Source organism: Streptococcus sp. HPH0090, from assembly GCF_000411475.1.
In the GTDB taxonomy this organism is placed as follows: Bacteria; Bacillota; Bacilli; order Lactobacillales; family Streptococcaceae; genus Streptococcus.
Genome location: NZ_KE150465.1, coordinates 327010 through 344986, shown reverse-complemented (window position 1 = coordinate 344986; position 17977 = coordinate 327010). Strand labels below are relative to the sequence as shown.

The 17977-nt window shown below is 42.2% G+C and carries 16 protein-coding genes; 12 read left to right on the top strand and 4 right to left on the bottom strand.

What is annotated here, in order from left to right; all coding sequences use genetic code 11:
- The first annotated feature begins 52 nt into the window (after positions 1-52).
- Positions 53-1351, top strand: a complete 1299-nt coding sequence (gene purB, locus HMPREF1481_RS09375; RefSeq protein WP_016466417.1) for an adenylosuccinate lyase — start codon at positions 53-55, stop codon at positions 1349-1351.
- Between the two features lie 45 nt (positions 1352-1396).
- Here the strand turns inward: purB and strH are convergent, their stop codons facing one another.
- Both strH and HMPREF1481_RS09365 read right to left on the bottom strand, forming a co-directional pair.
- Complete coding sequence (gene strH / locus HMPREF1481_RS09370; RefSeq protein ID WP_016466416.1) at positions 1397-5233, bottom strand: LPXTG-anchored beta-N-acetylhexosaminidase StrH; 3837 nt, start codon at positions 5231-5233, stop codon at positions 1397-1399.
- 267 nt (positions 5234-5500) lie between these two features.
- Positions 5501-6217, bottom strand: coding sequence for a GntR family transcriptional regulator (locus tag HMPREF1481_RS09365; protein WP_016466415.1), 717 nt, complete (start codon positions 6215-6217; stop codon positions 5501-5503).
- 323 nt (positions 6218-6540) lie between these two features.
- On the opposite strand from HMPREF1481_RS09365, the gene HMPREF1481_RS09360 reads away from it, so the two are divergent.
- The 7 genes from HMPREF1481_RS09360 to HMPREF1481_RS09330 all read left to right on the top strand — a co-directional run bounded on the left by HMPREF1481_RS09360 (position 6541) and on the right by HMPREF1481_RS09330 (position 13263).
- Positions 6541-8328 (top strand): glycoside hydrolase family 35 protein, encoded by a 1788-nt coding sequence (locus tag HMPREF1481_RS09360; RefSeq protein WP_016466414.1) that lies wholly within the window; start codon positions 6541-6543, stop codon positions 8326-8328.
- The gene (locus HMPREF1481_RS09355; RefSeq protein ID WP_006149635.1) at positions 8325-8801 is read left to right on the top strand and encodes a PTS system mannose/fructose/N-acetylgalactosamine-transporter subunit IIB; all 477 of its coding nucleotides are present in this window, start codon (positions 8325-8327) and stop codon (positions 8799-8801) included. The genes HMPREF1481_RS09360 and HMPREF1481_RS09355 overlap by 4 nt, the downstream gene beginning before the upstream one ends.
- A gap of 26 nt (positions 8802-8827) precedes the next feature.
- Positions 8828-9733 carry a PTS mannose/fructose/sorbose/N-acetylgalactosamine transporter subunit IIC gene (locus HMPREF1481_RS09350; RefSeq protein ID WP_016466413.1) on the top strand — a complete coding sequence of 302 codons (906 nt, stop codon included), beginning with the start codon at positions 8828-8830 and terminating at the stop codon, positions 9731-9733.
- Positions 9720-10541: a PTS system mannose/fructose/sorbose family transporter subunit IID gene (locus tag HMPREF1481_RS09345; protein WP_016466412.1), complete on the top strand. Its 822-nt coding sequence runs from the start codon at positions 9720-9722 to the stop codon at positions 10539-10541. Before HMPREF1481_RS09350 ends, HMPREF1481_RS09345 begins: the two co-directional genes overlap by 14 nt.
- A gap of 3 nt (positions 10542-10544) precedes the next feature.
- Positions 10545-10949 carry a PTS sugar transporter subunit IIA gene (locus HMPREF1481_RS09340; RefSeq protein ID WP_016466411.1) on the top strand — a complete coding sequence of 135 codons (405 nt, stop codon included), beginning with the start codon at positions 10545-10547 and terminating at the stop codon, positions 10947-10949.
- A gap of 99 nt (positions 10950-11048) precedes the next feature.
- Positions 11049-12212, top strand: a complete 1164-nt coding sequence (locus HMPREF1481_RS09335; RefSeq protein WP_016466410.1) for an SIS domain-containing protein — start codon at positions 11049-11051, stop codon at positions 12210-12212.
- A gap of 13 nt (positions 12213-12225) precedes the next feature.
- Positions 12226-13263, top strand: coding sequence for an aldose epimerase family protein (locus HMPREF1481_RS09330; protein ID WP_016466409.1), 1038 nt, complete (start codon positions 12226-12228; stop codon positions 13261-13263).
- A gap of 42 nt (positions 13264-13305) precedes the next feature.
- Here the strand turns inward: HMPREF1481_RS09330 and rnjA are convergent, their stop codons facing one another.
- Complete coding sequence (gene rnjA, locus HMPREF1481_RS09325) at positions 13306-14985, bottom strand: ribonuclease J1 (protein ID WP_004250408.1); 1680 nt, start codon at positions 14983-14985, stop codon at positions 13306-13308.
- 1 nt (position 14986) lies between these two features.
- Positions 14987-15220: a DNA-dependent RNA polymerase subunit epsilon gene (locus tag HMPREF1481_RS09320; protein ID WP_016466408.1), complete on the bottom strand. Its 234-nt coding sequence runs from the start codon at positions 15218-15220 to the stop codon at positions 14987-14989.
- Positions 15221-15492: 272 nt separating this feature from the next.
- Here HMPREF1481_RS09320 and HMPREF1481_RS09315 point away from each other — a divergent pair, with 272 nt between their 5' ends.
- The 4 genes from HMPREF1481_RS09315 to tsaD all read left to right on the top strand — a co-directional run bounded on the left by HMPREF1481_RS09315 (position 15493) and on the right by tsaD (position 17927).
- A complete protein-coding gene (locus tag HMPREF1481_RS09315) occupies positions 15493-15699 on the top strand; it encodes a hypothetical protein (RefSeq protein ID WP_016466407.1) in 207 nt (68 codons plus the stop codon).
- A 110-nt stretch (positions 15700-15809) separates the two neighbouring features.
- On the top strand, positions 15810-16493 hold the full coding sequence (gene tsaB / locus HMPREF1481_RS09310; protein WP_016466406.1) for a tRNA (adenosine(37)-N6)-threonylcarbamoyltransferase complex dimerization subunit type 1 TsaB: 684 nt from the start codon (positions 15810-15812) through the stop codon (positions 16491-16493).
- Complete coding sequence (gene rimI, locus HMPREF1481_RS09305; protein ID WP_016466405.1) at positions 16490-16927, top strand: ribosomal protein S18-alanine N-acetyltransferase; 438 nt, start codon at positions 16490-16492, stop codon at positions 16925-16927. Before tsaB ends, rimI begins: the two co-directional genes overlap by 4 nt.
- A complete protein-coding gene (gene tsaD / locus HMPREF1481_RS09300; protein ID WP_016466404.1) occupies positions 16917-17927 on the top strand; it encodes a tRNA (adenosine(37)-N6)-threonylcarbamoyltransferase complex transferase subunit TsaD in 1011 nt (336 codons plus the stop codon). The genes rimI and tsaD overlap by 11 nt, the downstream gene beginning before the upstream one ends.
- The last annotated feature ends 50 nt before the right edge of the window (positions 17928-17977 follow it).

The window sequence follows — 17977 nt, the reverse complement described above, 5'->3', positions numbered from 1 at the left end:
TATCCCTCGGCTGCTAACTGATGTGAAACATCAAAAGAAAGGAAAAATAAACATGATTGATAGATATAGCCGCCCTGAAATGGCGAACATTTGGACTGAAGAAAATAAATACCGTGCTTGGCTTGAGGTGGAAATCTTGGCTGACGAAGCATGGGCTGAATTGGGGGAAATCCCTAAAGAAGATGTGGCTTTGATTCGTGAAAAAGCGGACTTTGACATCGACCGTATTCTTGAAATCGAGCAGGAGACGCGCCACGACGTGGTTGCCTTCACACGTGCGGTTTCTGAAACGCTTGGTGAAGAGCGTAAGTGGGTTCACTATGGTTTGACATCTACTGACGTGGTCGATACTGCCTATGGTTACCTCTACAAACAAGCCAACGACATCATCCGTCGTGACCTTGAAAACTTCACCAACATCATTGCTGATAAGGCTAAGGAGCACAAGTTCACTATCATGATGGGTCGTACCCACGGTGTGCACGCTGAGCCGACAACTTTTGGTCTTAAATTAGCCACTTGGTACAGTGAAATGAAGCGTAACATCGAGCGTTTCGAGCATGCAGCTGCTGGTGTGGAAGCTGGGAAGATTTCTGGTGCGGTTGGGAACTTTGCCAACATCCCACCATTCGTTGAAAAATACGTCTGCGATAAATTGGGTATCCGTGCTCAAGAAATCTCTACACAGGTTCTTCCTCGTGACCTTCACGCTGAGTACTTTGCAGTTCTTGCGAGCATCGCAACTTCTATCGAGCGTATGGCGACTGAAATTCGTGGTCTTCAAAAATCAGAACAACGTGAAGTGGAAGAGTTCTTTGCCAAAGGTCAAAAAGGTTCTTCAGCTATGCCTCACAAACGTAACCCAATCGGTTCTGAAAATATGACTGGTCTTGCGCGTGTGATCCGTGGTCACATGGTAACAGCTTATGAAAACGTAGCCCTTTGGCACGAACGTGACATTTCTCACTCATCAGCTGAGCGTATCATTGCACCAGATACAACCATCTTGATTGACTACATGCTCAACCGTTTCGGAAACATCGTTAAGAACTTGACAGTCTTCCCAGAAAACATGATCCGCAACATGAACTCTACATTCGGTTTGATCTTCAGCCAGCGTGCTATGCTTGCTTTGATTGAAAAAGGCATGACGCGTGAGCAAGCTTACGACCTTGTTCAACCGAAGACTGCCCAATCATGGGATAACCAAGTCGACTTCAAACCACTTCTTGAAGCTGATCCAGAAGTAACATCACGCCTCACTCAAGAAGAAATCGACGAAATCTTCAACCCAACTTACTACACCAAACGTGTGAATGAAATCTTTGAACGTATCGGTTTGGGTGACTAATCATAAAACAAAAAAGCGAGATTCTATCTCGCTTTTTATTTGTGCTTAATCTTTTTTCTTGCTAAGTCCATATGCTGTGAGAGCAGCCATAAGACCTGTAGCGATCAACCATTCTGAACCTTGGCTTCCTGTCTCAGGAAGTTTATTTTCTTTTACTACAGAAGCTGGACCTTGAGGAAGGGCTTTGTTTTCCTCAGCAGGAGCAGTTGCTGGAGCTGGCTCGCTTGGAATCTCTAGTACTGGTTTTTCTTCCGCAACAGGAGCTAGTCCATGTTCGTCTCCTACATGCGTTACAGGAGTTCCAACTTCGATGATTTGAGTAACTGGTTCTTGAGCGATGGCGCTGCTTACCAATGTTTTAACTTCAGTTCCATCAGCATTAGTAGTCACAGAATAGAATTGGCTACGACGTCCGTTGACACCTTCGGTTACAACACGAGTTTGTCCCTTGGCTAAGGTATCAGTCTCACGAGTGATCGTTGTAAATGGAATATCTTCATTTACAATTACAAGACGTGGTTTTGCGTCTGCAACTGGAGCAACACCTTCTTCATCACCAACATGAGTGACTGGAGTTCCAACTTCAACCACTTGGTTGACAGCTTCTTTTGTAACTTTGCTTTCAAGAACAGTTTCGGTTTCCTTACCATTTTCAGTTGCGACAGATACATAGATGGTCCGTTCGCCTTTGACACCTTCAGTGACAACTTTTTCTTGTCCTGCTGGAAGGTTAGGATTTTCTTTCTTGACAGTCTCAAAAGGAATTTCTTCCGTTCTTGTGATAAGCTCTGGTCGGTTTTCAACGTTGGCAGCAACTTCATTTTCGTCAAGACTTCCTGAGTGAGTTGCAGCTGGTTTGAGACCAAGTCTTGCAGCTTTAAGGTTGGCTACAAGCGTATCTAATTCAGCTTGTTTATTACGGTTGAGGTTGTAGTTAAGAGCATCTTTAGCAGCCTTGAGAGCATCGAGGCTTTCTGTGCTATAGCCTTCTAAGTTTTCAGGGATTTGAGCAAGTTCCTCGCGTAGAGCCTTGTAGTCAGCACGGAAGTAATCTTTGTTGTGGTCTGCAAAGGCAGTCATCAGTTCAAAGATTTCTTCTTCTTTGTACTCAGCGCTTGGTCTATCTGCCCAGATAGCAACCATACTACCAACAGTAGGTAGGTCGACTTCAGGGTATTTAGTCGATGCTAGTTGGTTAAATGGAGTTTTTTCAGTATTATCGATAGCTTTTTTGAGGAAACCACCACCATCTTCAGGTTTTTGGCCTAGGATATAGTACCAATCTCCATTCGTGTTAAGGAACTTATACCCCTTGCTTGCTAGATATTGAGGAGATGCAAGGTTATAACCCCACCAACCTTTAGACCAGTAAGAGATGATAACATCTTTATCAAACTCAACATCATCCTTGTCTTCGTAGTAGAAGCCATCGTTAAAGGCCATTGGTTGCAGACCTTTTTCTTTAGCCATGGCAGCTAGGCTATTAGCATACTCAGCAAACTTAGCATAGAGACCATACCACTTGAGGTAGTACCAACCTTGAGCATTGGTAGCATCGTTGGCATACTCATCTGTACCATAGTTAAAGATTTTAGTCTTGCCTGCAAAGAAGTCCATGTACTTGCCAATGAGGGCTTTTGTAAAGTTCATTGCTTCTTCGTTTTCAAGGTTCATAGTTGTTTTTGAGACCTTGTCAAAGTTAGCTTGAGGGTTTGCAATGCCTAATTTTTCCATAGCGACAAGCATAGCATCCATGTGACCTGGACTATTGATAGCAGGGATGAGTCCGATACCTCTATCCTTAGCATATTGGATAAGTTCAGTAATTTCAGCTTGGCTCAGAGTTGTTCCGTTTGGATCATCGTAGTATGCTTTTGTTCCTTCAATGATGGCATTTTTCACATCGTCACTTGCATAGGTCTTACCGTTTGCAGTGATGGTCATGTCATCTAGTAGGAAGCGAAGGCCATCATTTCCAAGAAGGAGGTGAAGGTCAGAGTATCCAAGTTCGCTAGCCTTATCCACGATGCGTTTGAGTTGGTCTAGTGTGAAGTATTTACGACCAGCATCGATAGAGATGACCTTATTTTTCTCAAGTTTTTCAACTTCGCGTTTAGCGTCTTCTTCTTTTTGAGCTTCTGGAGTGAAAGTCAAGTTGCTAACTGCTTCTTGGAGTTTTGCAATCGCTTGGTCAATACTATCTTGTTGAGCACGACTAAGGTTGCTATCAAGAGAGCGAATGGCTTTTTCAGCTTCTTTAACGGCTGCAATACTTTCAGCTGTGTAGCGGCTAAGGTCTGTTGGAACTTCTTTCAGAGCTTGTTCAGTAGACTCGTAGTCAGCAGCAAAGTACTCAGCATTAGAGTTTGCGAATTGACGCATGAGTTTGAAGAGACGAGATGGAGAGTAGCGAGCAGATGGAGTATCGGCCCAAGCGGCTACCATCCCACCGATAATAGGAACATCAGCTCCTTCTGTTTTTGGAACAGAAGTGATTGGTGTGCTCTTAATGCCGTTCAATCCTTGGTCTAGGTTATACCAACCTTGTCCGTCAGCATTACGTCCGAGAACATAGTACCAAGCATCATTAGTATTGAGGATTTGGTGTCCTTTTTCAGATAGAAGTTTAGATGAGGCAACATCGTAACCGCCCCAACCACCAGTCCACATAGACACGATAATGTCTTTATCAAAGGTACCAAAAGTAGTATCACTATTATAGTAAATACCGTCGTTAAAGGCCATTGGTTTAAGGCCATGAGATTTGATGATATGAGCTAGGTCATTAGCATAGGCGATGAATTTATCATAGCCCTTATCTGGGAAGCCATCTTCTGGATACCATTTATAGGCTTGAAGAACGCTCCATCCTTTGGCATCAGTAGCATCGTTAGCATATTCATCCAAACCGATGTTGAAGATTTCAGATTTGCCTGCAAAGTAAGTAGCGTATTTATCAATCAAAGCTTTTGTGAAGGCAACTGCTTTTTCATTATCAAGGTCAACGGTACGTGCAGATTCTTTACCAAAATAGTTGAAATTAGGGTTTTCAATGCCGAGTTCTTTCATAGCATTGAGGATAGCATCCATGTGACCAGGACTGTTAACAGAAGGGATAAGTCCGATGCCTTTATCCTTAGCATAGCTAATCAAGTCGGTCATTTCACTTTCAGTTAGATGATTGCCGTTTGGATCGTTGTAGTAGGCATTTGTTCCGTTTTCGACAGCACGTTTGACATCGTCACTTGCGTAAGTTTTGTCTCCTACAGTTAGGGACATATCATCAAGCATAAAGCGCAAGCCGTCATTTCCGACGAGGAGATGAAGGTCAGTATAGCCATAGTGTTTGGCCTTGTCGATGATTTCTTTCAGTTGGTCTGGAGAGAAGTATTTACGTCCTGCATCGATAGAAACAATTTTCTTTTTAGCCAGTTTTTCATTCACTTGAGCTGCTCGTTCTGTAGCGACTGCGGGTGCTTCGACCTTAGCAACTTCTTTGTTTTCTTCTTTTTCTTTTTCAGATTCTGTCTTCTTAGCTTCTTCAGTAACTTCTGGTTTTTCTGGAGCGACCTCGTTTTTAGCAGGCTCTTCTACGGTAGGAGCAGGAGTAGCTTCAACTTTTGGAGCTTCAGTATTTGTTACTGGAGCGGCGGGAGCCACTGGAGCCACATTTTCTGTTGACGGAGCAGTCTCGAGCTTTTCTTCACTCGTTGGTGGAGCAACCTCTCCAGTAGTTTGGACAGCAGGCTGATTCTCTGTTGTAGCAGGTACAACTCCATCTGCAGCAACAGCCTGGGCCTGAAAGGCAAATCCGATCAATACAGAAGCTGCTCCAATTGCATACTTACGAATGGAGAAGCGCTGTTTGTTTTCTGGTTTCATTAAAAACCCTCCCTTTTATGTTTTTGATAGCGTTTTCACATTAATCCTATTGTATGTTCTAACCTAAATAAAGTCAAGCTTTTGAGGAAATTACTATAAAAAATAGAATAAATTATAAATTAAGATATATTTTTCCAGTTTTGACTATTTTTTAGTAAAAAAGTTACTAATTATAGAATTGTTTGAAATGCTATTCTCAGGAAAGGGAGCCAATGCTATAATGGGAATATAAAAAAACTGAGACAGTTGCCTCAGGATTTTTATAGATTAGTGACCACGGTCACAAGAGATGAATTTAATTTTGTAGAAATCAGAACGTTTATAAGTTTCGATGTATTCCAAAACTTGACCAGTAGCTTCAAGCTTAGTTGTCTTAGTTTGGAAAACAGTTGGAAATTGAGTGTCGATTCCTAGGATAGAAGCGGCATGTTCTGGAGTTGGAAATACAATTTCATTAATTTCTTCAAAATGCTCGTCATTCATGTGAATGTGGTAGTCCAATTTGAAACGATTATAGATAGAACTATAGTATTCAAGGTTTGGATAGTTGGCATTGATGTATTGTTCAGGAATGTATGAACTGTGATAGATATAGGTGATGCCGTTTGTTTCACGAACACGTTCAATCTTGTAGTAGAATTGATCGCCACGTAGGCCGAGCTTTTCTAGGTATTTAAGATCGTTCCCGCGTTCGATAGAAAGAACAGTTACCTTATCGTCTTTGGTCTCGAAGATTTCTACATCAGAAAATTCAACGAGTTTATGCTTGCGGGCACGAGCTACGAATGTTCCTTTACCTTGTTGACGAACAATGTATCCGTCTTTAGCAAGGTCATTCAAGGCACGAACCACTGTGATTGAACTAACATCATACATGGAAATCAATTCTGCTTCAGTGTAGAATTTATCTCCACTAGCAAATTGACCAGAAATGATCTTATTTTTCAATTCATCTTTAATGTATTGATACTTTGGAATTGCCATATTTTCACCTCATTTTTTCCTTCTCCACTTATGATTTTAACATAAAATCTGAAAAAAGAGTAGAAAAGCACTGAAAAAATTTAAAATATCGGAATAAGAAATTAGAATACATATAAATAATTCGTGTTTTAGTCCTTGTTTTTGCTTGTTTTTCCAAATGTTGATTTTACAGGCTTTGAGAAGATTTTTAGAAAAGATTCAGTAAAAAAATAGAAAAATTTTAAAGAAAATTTCAAAAAGTATTGACATTAATCCCCGATTAGTTTATAGTTGATATAACAATACATGAAAGCGCAAACTTTTTCGTTTTTAGGGGAGGAAGAATGGCAAGATTTGAAATTAAAGATGATTTCTATCTGGATGGAAAACCATTCAAGATTTTGTCTGGTGCCATTCACTATTTTAGAGTTCCTGCGGAAGATTGGCATCATTCATTGTATAACCTCAAGGCTTTAGGCTTCAATACAGTTGAGACTTATGTTGCCTGGAACATGCATGAACCTGCTGAAGGAAAATTTAACTTTGAAGGAAATCTTGATTTAGAGAAATTTCTTCAAACTGCACAAGATTTGGGCTTATACGCAATTGTACGTCCTTCTCCATTTATCTGTGCAGAGTGGGAATTCGGTGGTTTACCAGCATGGCTCTTAACCAAGGATATGAGAATTCGGTCATCTGACCCAGCTTTCATTGAAAAGGTTGGTCATTACTATGATCAGTTGCTTCCACGTCTAGTTCCAAGATTATTGGAAAACGGTGGAAACATTCTCATGATGCAAGTCGAAAATGAGTATGGCTCCTATGGTGAAGACAAGACCTACTTGAGGGAAATTCGACGTTTGATGGAAGAACGAGCAGTGACTTGTCCGCTCTTTACATCAGATGGTCCATGGCGAGCAACTCTTAAGGCTGGGACCTTAATTGAGGATGATCTCTTTGTGACAGGGAACTTTGGTTCCAAGGCTGCTTATAATTTCTCGCAGATGCAAGAATTCTTAGATGAGCATGGCAAGAAATGGCCACTCATGTGTATGGAATTCTGGGATGGCTGGTTTAATCGTTGGAAAGAACCTATCATCAAGCGTGATCCAGAAGAATTAGCAGAAGCAGTTCGCGAGGTTTTGGAGCTAGGCTCTATCAACCTTTACATGTTCCACGGTGGAACAAACTTTGGTTTTATGAATGGTTGCTCAGCCCGAGGAACGATTGATTTACCACAAGTAACTTCTTATGATTATGACGGTCTTTTAGACGAAGCTGGAAATCCAACTGCTAAATATTTCGCAGTGAAGGAGATGATGGCGACTTACTATCCTGAGTATCCACAATCTGAACCGCTTCACAAGGAAAGTATGGAAGTTGAAGCGATTCCGCTAGTCGAGAAGGTTTCTCTATTTGAAACCTTGGATGACCTATCAAGTCCGATTGAAAGTCTCTATCCTAAGAAAATGGAAGAACTTGGGCAAAGTTATGGCTACCTACTCTATCGTACAGAAGCTAGTTGGGATGCAGATGAAGAACGTATTCGAATTATTGACGGAAGAGATAGAGCTCAGCTCTTTGTAGACGGCAAGTGGATTGCCACTCAATACCAGACTGAAATCGGCGAAGATATCTTTTGTCAAGGAAAAAAGAAAGCGCTCTCCAACATTGATATACTCATTGAAAATATGGGACGTGTCAACTATGGACACAAATTCTTAGCAGATACCCAGCGAAAAGGAATTCGCACAGGTGTTTGTAAAGATTTGCATTTCTTACTCAACTGGAAACAATATCCGCTTCCACTTGATAATCCTGAGAAGATTGATTTCTCAAAAGGATGGACAGAAGGGCAACCTGCCTTTTACGCTTATGACTTTGAAGTTGAGGCGCCAAAGGATACCTATTTAGACTTATCTGAGTTTGGTAAAGGGATTGCTTATATCAACGGACGCAATCTAGGTCGTTTCTGGAATGTTGGCCCAACCTTATCTCTATATATTCCACACAGCTATCTCAAGGAAGGTGCTAACCGCATCATTATCTTTGAAACAGAAGGGGAGTATAAAGAACACATACATTTAACTCGTAAACCTACACTAAAACAAATAAAGGGGGAAAACTTATGACAATTGTAGGATGCCGTATCGATGGGCGCTTAATTCACGGACAAGTAGCAAACCTTTGGTCTGCTAAACTGAATGTTTCACGTATCATGGTCGTTGACAATGAAGTTGTGAACAACGATGTTGAAAAAAGCGGCTTGAAACTTGCAACACCACCAGGTGTAAAACTTAGTATTTTGCCAGTTGATAAAGCAGCAGCGAATATTCTTGCTGGTAAATATGATAGCCAACGTCTTTTGATTGTAGCACGCAAACCTGACCGTTTCCTCGGTTTGGTAGAAGCAGGTGTGCCACTTGAAACTGTCAATGTCGGCAACATGTCTCAAACACCAGAAACTCGTGCTATCACACGTTCTATTAACGTTGTAGATAAAGACGTAGAAGATTTCCACAAATTGGCGGAAAAAGGTGTTAAACTTACTGCTCAAATGGTTCCAAATGATCCAGTTTCAGACTTTTTGAGCTTATTAAAATAGGAAAAAATTTTTAGGAGGTCATTGTTATGATACAATGGTGGCAAATTTTACTTCTCACTTTGTACTCAGCTTATCAAATCTGTGATGAGTTGACGATCGTTTCTTCTGCAGGTTCGCCTGTATTCGCTGGTTTCATTACTGGTTTAGTCATGGGAGATTTGACAACTGGTTTGTTTATCGGTGGTAGCTTGCAGCTGTTCGTACTTGGGGTAGGTACCTTCGGTGGCGCTTCTCGTATCGACGCAACTTCTGGTGCGGTTCTTGCGACTGCTTTCTCAGTTTCACAAGGAATCGAAACAGACCTTGCGATCACTACAATCGCTGTACCAGTAGCAGCACTTTTGACTTACTTCGACGTACTTGGTCGTATGACTACAACATTCTTCGCTCACCGTATTGATGCTGCGATCGAACGCTTTGACTATAAAGGAATCGAACGTAACTATCTTCTTGGTGCAGTTCCTTGGGCTCTATCTCGTGCCCTTCCAGTATTCTTCGCCCTTGCTTTCGGTGGAGAATTCGTACAAGGTGTTGTAAACCTTGTTAAAGAATACCAATGGGTTGCAGACGGTTTGACTCTTGCAGGTCGTATGCTTCCAGGTCTTGGATTCGCTATCTTGCTTCGTTACCTTCCAGTTAAACGTAACCTTCACTACCTTGCTATGGGATTCGGTTTGACAGCTATGTTGACTGTACTTTACTCAAACGTAACAAGTCTTGGTGGAGCAGTTGCTGGAATCATTGGCACTCTTCCTGCTGAAGTTGCTGAAAAAATTGGCTTTGTTAACAACTTCAAAGGATTGTCTATGATCGGTATCTCTATCGTGGGTATCTTCCTTGCAGTTGTTCACTTCAAGAACAGCCAAAAAGTTGCTGTAGCAGCACCTTCTACACCATCAGAAAGTGGGGAAATTGAAGATGACGAATTCTAATTACAAATTAACAAAAGAAGATTTTAATCAAATTAACAAACGTAGCTTGTTCACTTTCCAATTGGGATGGAACTACGAACGTATGCAAGCATCAGGTTACCTTTACATGATCTTGCCACAATTGCGTAAAATGTATGGAGATGGAACTCCTGAGTTGAAAGAAATGATGAAAGTTCATACTCAATTCTTCAACACTTCACCATTCTTCCACACAATCATCGCTGGTTTTGACCTTGCTATGGAAGAAAAAGATGGCGTTGGTTCAAAAGATGCGGTTAACGGTATCAAGACAGGTTTGATGGGACCATTCGCTCCTCTTGGAGATACTATCTTTGGCTCACTTGTTCCTGCTATCATGGGATCTATCGCTGCAACAATGGCTATCGCTGGTCAACCTTGGGGTATCTTCCTTTGGATCGCTGTTGCAGTAGCTTATGACATCTTCCGTTGGAAACAGTTGGAATTTGCCTACAAAGAAGGGGTTAACCTTATCAACAACATGCAAAGTACTTTGACAGCTTTGATTGAAGCTGCATCTGTACTTGGTGTATTCATGATGGGTGCTCTTGTAGCAACAATGATCAACTTTGATATTTCATACAAATTGCCAATCGGTGAAAAGATGATTGACTTCCAAGACATCTTGAACTCAATCTTCCCACGTTTGCTTCCAGCAATCTTCACTGCCTTCATCTTCTGGTTGCTTGGTAAGAAAGGTATGAACTCTACAAAAGCTATCGGTATCATTATCGTGCTTGCCTTGGCTCTTTCTGCCTTTGGTAAATTTGCACTTGGAATGGGCGCATAATTTATGGCTAAATCATTGATTTTAGTGAGCCACGGTCGTTTCTGTGAAGAACTTAAAGGTAGCACAGAAATGATTATGGGACCACAAGACAACATTCATGCGGTAGCTCTTCTTCCAGAAGATGGACCAGAAGAATTTACTGCAAAATTTGAAGCTGCTGTTGAAGGTTTGGATGATTTCCTAGTCTTTGCAGATCTTCTAGGTGGAACACCATGTAACGTGGTGAGCCGTCTAATTATGGAAGGTCGCGACATTGAACTTTATGCAGGAATGAATCTTCCAATGGTCATTGAATTTATCAATGCAAGCCTAACGGGCATCGATGCAGACTACAAGAGTCGTGCGTCAGAAAGCATTGTGAAAGTTAATGATTTATTAGCTAGCTTCGATGACGATGAAGATGAATAAGATGTCAAAAACCATCTTATAGAAAATAGACATGGGAATGGGAGCGACTCCCATTCCCATGTTTTCAATCATGAAACAATATTAGATTAGAGGTTTTCAATGCTAGATTATACAAAAGAAGATTTGCTTGAGTTGGGAGCAGAGATCACCACACGCGAGATTTACCAACAACCAGATGTTTGGAAGGAAGCTTTTGAATCTTACCAAGCACGCCGTGATGAAATTGCAGCCTTTTTGCAAGGAATTGCAGATAAACATGACTACATTAAGGTTATCCTGACTGGTGCTGGAACTTCGGCTTATGTAGGCGACACCTTAGTTCCATACTTCAAGGAAGTCTATGACGAACGTAAATGGAATTTCAATGCTATTGCGACAACAGATATCGTTGCAAACCCACAAACTTATTTGAAAAAAGATGTGGCAACTGTTTTGGTATCATTTGCACGTAGCGGAAACTCACCTGAGAGTGTAGCAACGGTTGACCTGGCTAAGGCCTTAGTTGATGAGCTTTATCAAGTAACGATCACTTGTGCGGCTGAGGGGAAATTAGCACTTCAAGCTCACGGTGATGATCGCAACCTCTTGCTCTTGCAACCGGCAGCTTCTAATGATGCTGGATTTGCTATGACATCAAGCTTTACTTCAATGATGTTGACAGCACTTTTGGTCTTTGATCCAACTGAATTTGCTCTTAAAGCTGAACGTTTTGAAGTGCTTTCTAGTCTTGCTCGTAAAGTTCTTGACAATGTGGCAGATGTGAAAGAGTTGGTTGACCTAAACTTTAACCGAGTGATTTACTTAGGTGCAGGTCCATTCTTCGGACTTGCTCATGAGGCACAACTGAAAATTTTGGAATTGACTGCTGGTCAGGTTGCGACAATGTATGAAAGTCCAGTCGGCTTCCGTCACGGTCCAAAATCTCTTATCAATGAAGATACTGTAGTTTTAGTTTTTGGTACTACAACGGACTATACTCGTAAGTATGACTTAGACTTGGTTCGTGAAGTTGCAGGGGACCAAATCGCTCGTCGCGTTGTTCTCTTGAGTGATCAAGCTTTTGGTCTTGAAAACGTTAAGGAAGTAGCACTTGGCTGTGGCGGTGTCTTGAATGACGTTTACCGTGTATTCCCTTATATTGTTTATGGTCAATTATTTGCTCTCTTGACTTCGCTTAAGGTTGGCAACAGACCTGATACACCATCACCTACAGGTACAGTAAACCGCGTCGTTCAAGGTGTTATTATTCACGAATTCAAATAATAAGGAGAAAAGGATGAAAACATACACAGAACGTGTATTTGGGAAAGTTGATGACAAGGATGTCCTAGCCTATCGTTTTGAGACGGATGCTGGCTACCAACTAGAAGTCATGACTTACGGTGCGACAATTCTACGCTATGTAACTCCTGATAAGGCTGGTAATTTTGCCAATGTTATCCTAGGCTTTGATGATTTTGATAGCTATGTAGGTAACAGTCCTAAACATGGAGCGAGTGTAGGTCCAGTTGCAGGTCGTATCGCAGGTGCGACATTCGAATTGAACGGGAAAACCTATGAACTTGAAGTCAATAACGCAAGCAACTGTAACCACAGTGGCTCAACAGGTTGGGATTCTAGTCTGTTTGAGCTAGTCGAGGTGAGCGACCATGGTTTGACTCTTTACACAGAAAGAACAGACGGTACAGGAGGTTTCCCTGGAAACCTTAAAATCTGGATTAGCTACCACTTGGAAGAAACTGGTGCTTACGAAGTTAGCTACAAGGTGACGACGGACCAGGATACCTTGGTCAATCCAACCAACCATAGCTACTTTAACTTGTCTGGCGATTTCACTCAGACTGTTGATCGCCATGTCTTCCAATTGAACACCGAGGGTATCTATCCAATCGCTCCTGACGGTGTCCCAGCTAAAGCTCCAGATGCTAATCGTGATGTGGTCAAACATATCTACAATGGCGCCTTGTTGAAAGATATCTTTGCAGAAGAAGATGAGCAAATCCAACTCGTATCTGGTTTGGACCACCCATTTGCTCTGCCTGCAGGACATGACAATGCTGGTTTCTTGTATGACCAAAATTCAGGTCGATTCTTACTCTTTAAGACAGAAGCGCCTTGCTTTGTAGTTTATACAGCAAACTTTGTGGATGAGAGTGTCATCATCGCTGGTCAACCAATGATTCAACACAATGGGATTGCTCTTGAAGCACAGGCTTTACCAGATGCTATTCACAGTGACCTGAAAGATCAAGTCATTCTCAAAGCAGGTGAGACTTTCACTAGCAAAACTCGTTACGAAATTGTCGTTAAATAATAAAAAATTCTCTGAAGTCATAGGATTTCAGAGAATTTTTTATTATTCTTCATCTGGTGTGAGAATCATCGGAATGATGATTGGTTCACGTTCAGTATTTTCGTAAAGGAATGGTCGAATGGCGTTTACGATAGCACCATTGACAGATTGGACGCTGGCATCCTTGTTTTTTAAAGCGATACGAATAGCATTGAAAAGGATGCGTTGACTTTGACGGATCAAGTCGCCAGATTCGCGCATGTAGACGAAACCACGACTAAGGATATCTGGTCCAGAAATAATCATCTGAGACTCAAAGTCTACCGTTGCAACAGCAAGTACGACACCATCTTCGGATAGGTCTCGGCGGTCTTTTAGGACTGCTGCTCCGATTTCGCCGATACGATTTCCATCGACGTAGATATCTTGAGCGTTGAAATGACCAGCGATACGAGCAGAGTTTGCAGTAAGGGCAAGGACATCACCATTGCTCATGATAAAGATATTGTCCTTCTCAACTCCAGTATCTACGGCAAGTCCAGCGTGGACTTTTTGCATGCGGTATTCACCGTGAACAGGCATGAAGTATTTTGGTTTGATGAGGCGGAGCATGAGTTTTTGTTCTTGCTGACCACCATGTCCAGATGTATGGATGTTGTTAATCTTACCATGGATAACTTCAACACCAGCTTCAGAAATGATGTTAATCAGCTTGTTAACGCTAGTGGTGTTTCCTGGAATTGGGCTAGATGAGAAGATAACCGTATCACCAGGCTGGAGTTGCACCTGACGGTGAGTTCCGTTAGCGATACGAGAGAGAGCCGCCATGGGTTCACCCTGGCTACCCGTACAGAGGATAAGAATTTCACCGGCAGGGTAGTCTTTGATTTCATTTGGCTCGATAAAGGTTCCCTTAGGGGCCTTGATGTAACCAAGTTCAATCCCATTGACAATGGCTTTCTCCATAGAGCGTCCAAAGACAGCAATCTTACGACCTGTTTTAACAGCAGCATCAGTCGCTTGCTGGAGACGGAAGATATTTGAGGCAAAGGATGCAAAGATAATACGTCCTTCGATACCTTGGATAATCTTCATGATAGACTGGCCAACGACCTTTTCAGAGTTTGTAAAGGTTGGCACTTCAGCATTTGTTGAGTCAGAGAGTAAGCAAAGCACTCCGTCTTCACCTAGGGCTGCCATACGGTGCAAGTCTGCAGGTTCACCAACTGGTGTAAAGTCAAACTTAAAGTCACCGGTACAGACGATTTTTCCTTGAGGTGTGTGGATGACGATACCCAAAGGTTCTGGAATCGAGTGAGTTGTTCTAAAGAAAGTTGCCTTGAGATTTTTAAAGGTCAACTCAGTGTTGTGGTTGATTTCGTGAAGTGTAGCGTTGCGCAAAAGTCCGTGCTCTTCGAGTTTGCCACGGATCAAGGCAAGAGCTAGAGGTCCTGCATAGATAGGGATATTTGCTTGCTTGAGCAAGAACGGAATACCTCCGATATGGTCCTCGTGTCCGTGGGTAATCAAGAGAGCCTTGACGCGGTCGATATTTTCGACAATGTAAGAGTAATCAGGGATAACGTAGTCGATACCAAGAAGATCATCCTCGGGGAATTTAATCCCTGCATCAACGATGATGATTTCGTCTTGGTATTCGATTCCGTATGTGTTTTTACCGATTTCTCCTAGACCACCAATGGCAAAAACGCCTACTTCTTCTGGTTTAAGAGTATAGGCCATATTAGAACTCCGTAACTTCGAATGCGCCAGTTTCTTTTTCGTAGTCAAGTAGTTTGTCAGATAAGAGTTCGATGTATTCTACGTTATATTCTGGGCGGTTTTTTTCAACAAGTTCACGGGCAATAATGCGTCCTTCAAGCTCTGAACTAGCATCGATGTCTAAGTAAAGTGAGCGTGTTGTTTCACGACGTGGGCTACGGTCTTTTGTTTCTTGATAAAAAACTTTGTAAATCATGTGTTTCCTTTCTGTTTTCAGGTCAGCTGTATTCAAAAAATTACCAGCTTGAAGCTGTTTGTTTCCATTTCATTTTCTGTCTGGATTGACCTTGATTCGTTACAATTATCTCAATTATAACATAAAAAGGGAAATTAGTAAAAGCAGGAAACATGAAAGTAAGGAGCTTGAAATGCGTTTCATTTTACCTTGTCTAAGTATTTGAAGACATCAGATGCAAGTGCTATAATAAAGTTAGAAAAGAGGTTTTTCCTTATGAAGGAGGGCACGATATGTTTCAACTAGCTATTGTCATTCGTCTTCTGGCCTTTGCGATATTTGCTGCCTGTGTTTACGGTGGCAATTTACTATTTCTTCGTCTAGAACATAGAAAACTAGCTGTATATTGGAAAATTGTCTTTGTAACACTGTATTCCATTTTCCTCCTTCTGGTGACCTATGTGGTTTGGCTTGTATTTTACTTTGGTTTGAATGCTTAGGCGATTGTCCTGTCTGTTTGGCAGGACAATTTTGTTTCGGGGCAAAGAAAATTCCCATGCGGGGGCTTTTGTAGTATAATAGTAAACAGACAAAAAGATAGGAATGTGTTATGAAAGTATTAGCCTTTGATACGTCTAGCAAGGCTCTGTCTCTAGCTATTTTAGAGGACAAGCAGCTTCTTGCCGAGACCACGATTAATATCAAGAAAAATCACAGCATTACCCTTATGCCTGCCATTGATTTTTTGATGGCCAGTCTAGATTTGACACCAAAGGACTTGGATCGAATCGTCGTGGCAGAGGGGCCTGGTAGTTATACTGGCTTGCGAATCGCCGTAGCAACTGCCAAGACCTTGGCACATACCCTGAACATTGAGTTGGTGGGGATGTCTAGCCTTTTAGCTCTGGTACCGAGCCAGCAGGAAGGTTTGGTTGTTCCTTTGATGGATGCGCGTCGCAACAATGTTTATGCAGGGTTTTATGAAAATGCCCAACCTGTCCTTCCCGAAGCCCACTTGTCTTTTGCGGAAGTTTTGGAGCAAGTCAAGGATGCTGAACAAGTCACTTTTGTCGGTGAAGTGGGAGCCTTTGCTGAGCAAATCCAAGAGCGTTTACCACAGGCTTGCTACCAAGAAATCTTGCCAAATGCGGCTAATCTAGCTCTTTGGGCCTGGGACAAGGAAGCAGAATCCTTGCATGACTTTGTGCCAAATTACCTCAAACGTGTCGAAGCTGAGGAAAACTGGCTCAAGAATCACACCGAGTCTGGAGAATCTTACATCAAACGCCTATGATTGAAATCAAACGAATCCAACAACAGCCTGATTTGTCTCAAGCTATCTACGCAGTGATGACGGATGTTTATCCCGTCAGTCCTTGGACGTTGGAACAAATCCAAGCAGACCTGTCTCAAGATCAGACCTGGTATGCTCTTGCTTTTGATGGGGTAGAAGTGATTGGTTTTCTAGCAGTGCAGGAAAATTTTTTTGAAGCAGAAGTTCTGCAAATCGCTGCCAAGAAAGCTTATCAGGGTCAGGGAATTGCGTCAACCTTATTTGCTCAATTACCGACGGACAAGGAGATTTTTCTCGAAGTCAGAAGGTCAAATCAACGAGCGCAAGCATTTTACAAGAAAGAAAAAATGGCGGTCATCGCTGAGAGAAAGGCCTACTACCATGATCCAGTTGAGGATGCCATTATCATGAAGAGAGAAATAGATGAAGGATAGATATATTTTAGCATTTGAGACATCTTGTGATGAGACCAGTGTCGCCGTACTGAAAAACGACGATGAGCTCTTGTCCAATGTCATTGCTAGTCAAATTGAGAGTCATAAACGTTTTGGTGGCGTAGTGCCAGAAGTGGCTAGCCGCCACCATGTTGAAGTCATTACAGCCTGTATCGAGGAAGCTCTAGCAGAGGCAGGGATTACCGAAGAGGACGTGACAGCTGTTGCCGTTACCTATGGGCCGGGCTTGGTCGGAGCCTTACTAGTTGGTTTGTCCGCTGCTAAGGCCTTTGCTTGGGCACATGGACTTCCTTTGATTCCTGTGAATCACATGGCTGGTCACCTCATGGCGGCTCAAAGTGTAGAACCATTGGAGTTTCCTTTGCTAGCCTTATTAGTCAGTGGAGGACACACAGAGTTGGTCTATGTTTCTGAAGCTGGTGATTATAAGATTGTTGGGGAAACGCGTGATGATGCAGTTGGTGAAGCCTATGATAAGGTCGGCCGTGTCATGGGCTTGACCTATCCAGCAGGTCGTGAGATTGATGAGTTAGCTCATAAAGGTCAGGATGTGTATGATTTCCCTCGTGCCATGATCAAGGAAGACAATCTGGAGTTTTCATTCTCAGGTTTGAAGTCTGCCTTTATCAATCTCCACCACAATGCCGAGCAAAAGGGAGAAAGCTTGTCCAAGGAAGACCTTTCTGCCTCCTTCCAAGCAGCAGTTATGGATATTCTCATGGCAAAAACCAAGAAGGCCTTGGAGAAATACCCTGTTAAAACCCTCGTTGTGGCTGGTGGCGTCGCTGCCAATAAAGGCCTCAGAGAACGCTTAGCAGCTGAGATTACCGATGTCAAGGTTATCATTCCACCTTTGCGCCTTTGTGGAGACAATGCAGGTATGATTGTCTATGCTAGTGTTAGCGAGTGGAACAAAGAAAACTTTGCAGGCTTGGAGCTAAATGCCAAACCTAGCCTGGCTTTTGATACCATGGAATAAAGAGTTAGCCTAGGGTTAGCTCTTTTATCTTGGACAAATGCCCGAGTTTT

Excerpts from the sequence above, each read along its gene's own strand:
- tsaB (WP_016466406.1), top strand. The coding sequence starts at position 15,810 with ATGAAAGTATTAGCCTTTGATACGTCTAGCAAGGCTCTGTCTCTAGCT.
- strH (WP_016466416.1), bottom strand. The coding sequence starts at position 5,233 with ATGAAACCAGAAAACAAACAGCGCTTCTCCATTCGTAAGTATGCAATT.
- HMPREF1481_RS09365 (WP_016466415.1), bottom strand. The coding sequence starts at position 6,217 with ATGGCAATTCCAAAGTATCAATACATTAAAGATGAATTGAAAAATAAG.
- HMPREF1481_RS09335 (WP_016466410.1), top strand. The coding sequence starts at position 11,049 with ATGCTAGATTATACAAAAGAAGATTTGCTTGAGTTGGGAGCAGAGATC.
- HMPREF1481_RS09360 (WP_016466414.1), top strand. The coding sequence starts at position 6,541 with ATGGCAAGATTTGAAATTAAAGATGATTTCTATCTGGATGGAAAACCA.
- HMPREF1481_RS09350 (WP_016466413.1), top strand. The coding sequence starts at position 8,828 with ATGATACAATGGTGGCAAATTTTACTTCTCACTTTGTACTCAGCTTAT.
- tsaD (WP_016466404.1), top strand. The coding sequence starts at position 16,917 with ATGAAGGATAGATATATTTTAGCATTTGAGACATCTTGTGATGAGACC.
- rimI (WP_016466405.1), top strand. The coding sequence starts at position 16,490 with ATGATTGAAATCAAACGAATCCAACAACAGCCTGATTTGTCTCAAGCT.
- rnjA (WP_004250408.1), bottom strand. The coding sequence starts at position 14,985 with ATGGCCTATACTCTTAAACCAGAAGAAGTAGGCGTTTTTGCCATTGGT.
- HMPREF1481_RS09315 (WP_016466407.1), top strand. The coding sequence starts at position 15,493 with ATGTTTCAACTAGCTATTGTCATTCGTCTTCTGGCCTTTGCGATATTT.
- purB (WP_016466417.1), top strand. The coding sequence starts at position 53 with ATGATTGATAGATATAGCCGCCCTGAAATGGCGAACATTTGGACTGAA.
- HMPREF1481_RS09345 (WP_016466412.1), top strand. The coding sequence starts at position 9,720 with ATGACGAATTCTAATTACAAATTAACAAAAGAAGATTTTAATCAAATT.
- HMPREF1481_RS09355 (WP_006149635.1), top strand. The coding sequence starts at position 8,325 with ATGACAATTGTAGGATGCCGTATCGATGGGCGCTTAATTCACGGACAA.
- HMPREF1481_RS09320 (WP_016466408.1), bottom strand. The coding sequence starts at position 15,220 with ATGATTTACAAAGTTTTTTATCAAGAAACAAAAGACCGTAGCCCACGT.
- HMPREF1481_RS09340 (WP_016466411.1), top strand. The coding sequence starts at position 10,545 with ATGGCTAAATCATTGATTTTAGTGAGCCACGGTCGTTTCTGTGAAGAA.
- HMPREF1481_RS09330 (WP_016466409.1), top strand. The coding sequence starts at position 12,226 with ATGAAAACATACACAGAACGTGTATTTGGGAAAGTTGATGACAAGGAT.